The sequence below is a fragment of the Variovorax sp. KK3 genome (assembly GCF_001984055.1).
Lineage (GTDB): Bacteria > Pseudomonadota > Gammaproteobacteria > Burkholderiales > Burkholderiaceae_C > Variovorax.
The window spans coordinates 1-487 of the sequence record NZ_LYVO01000199.1; the positions used below are offsets into that span (position 1 = coordinate 1).

Here is a 487-nt window from a genome sequence, read left to right on the forward strand (position 1 = left end):
ACCGGCGCCATCGCCTGGAGCACCGCGCGCAGCATCAACCACCTCAACCGCGTCGCGTCCCGCACCGACGGCTCCAACCAGACAAACACCTTCGGCTACGACCCCAACGGCGAAAGAGTCAGCGACACCAACGGCCTGAACCAGAGCACCCAGTACGGCCTGGACCCGCTGCGCCGGGTGACCTCCATCACCAACGCCGCCAACGCCACCGCAGCGCTGAGCTACAACGCGCTGAATGTTGTCACCCAGGCCAGCGACTTCAAGGGTGTCGCCACGAGTTACACGCGCAATGCCCAGGGCAGCGCCACGGCCGAGACCAGCCCCGACATCGGTGCCAAGTCCATCCAGTACGACGCCCTCGGCCTGCCCACCACCCTCACCGACGCGATGGGCCAGGCAACGCACATCCAGCGCGATGCCATCGGGCGGCCCATCCTGATCACCTACGCCGACGGCAAGACCACAAATCTGGTCTACGACGGACCGA

General features: G+C 66.3%; 1 pseudogene. It reads left to right on the plus strand.

From position 1 onward, the window contains the following. Positions 1–487 (plus strand): annotated as a pseudogene (locus B0W80_RS34140) (RHS repeat protein); the annotation flags it as partial.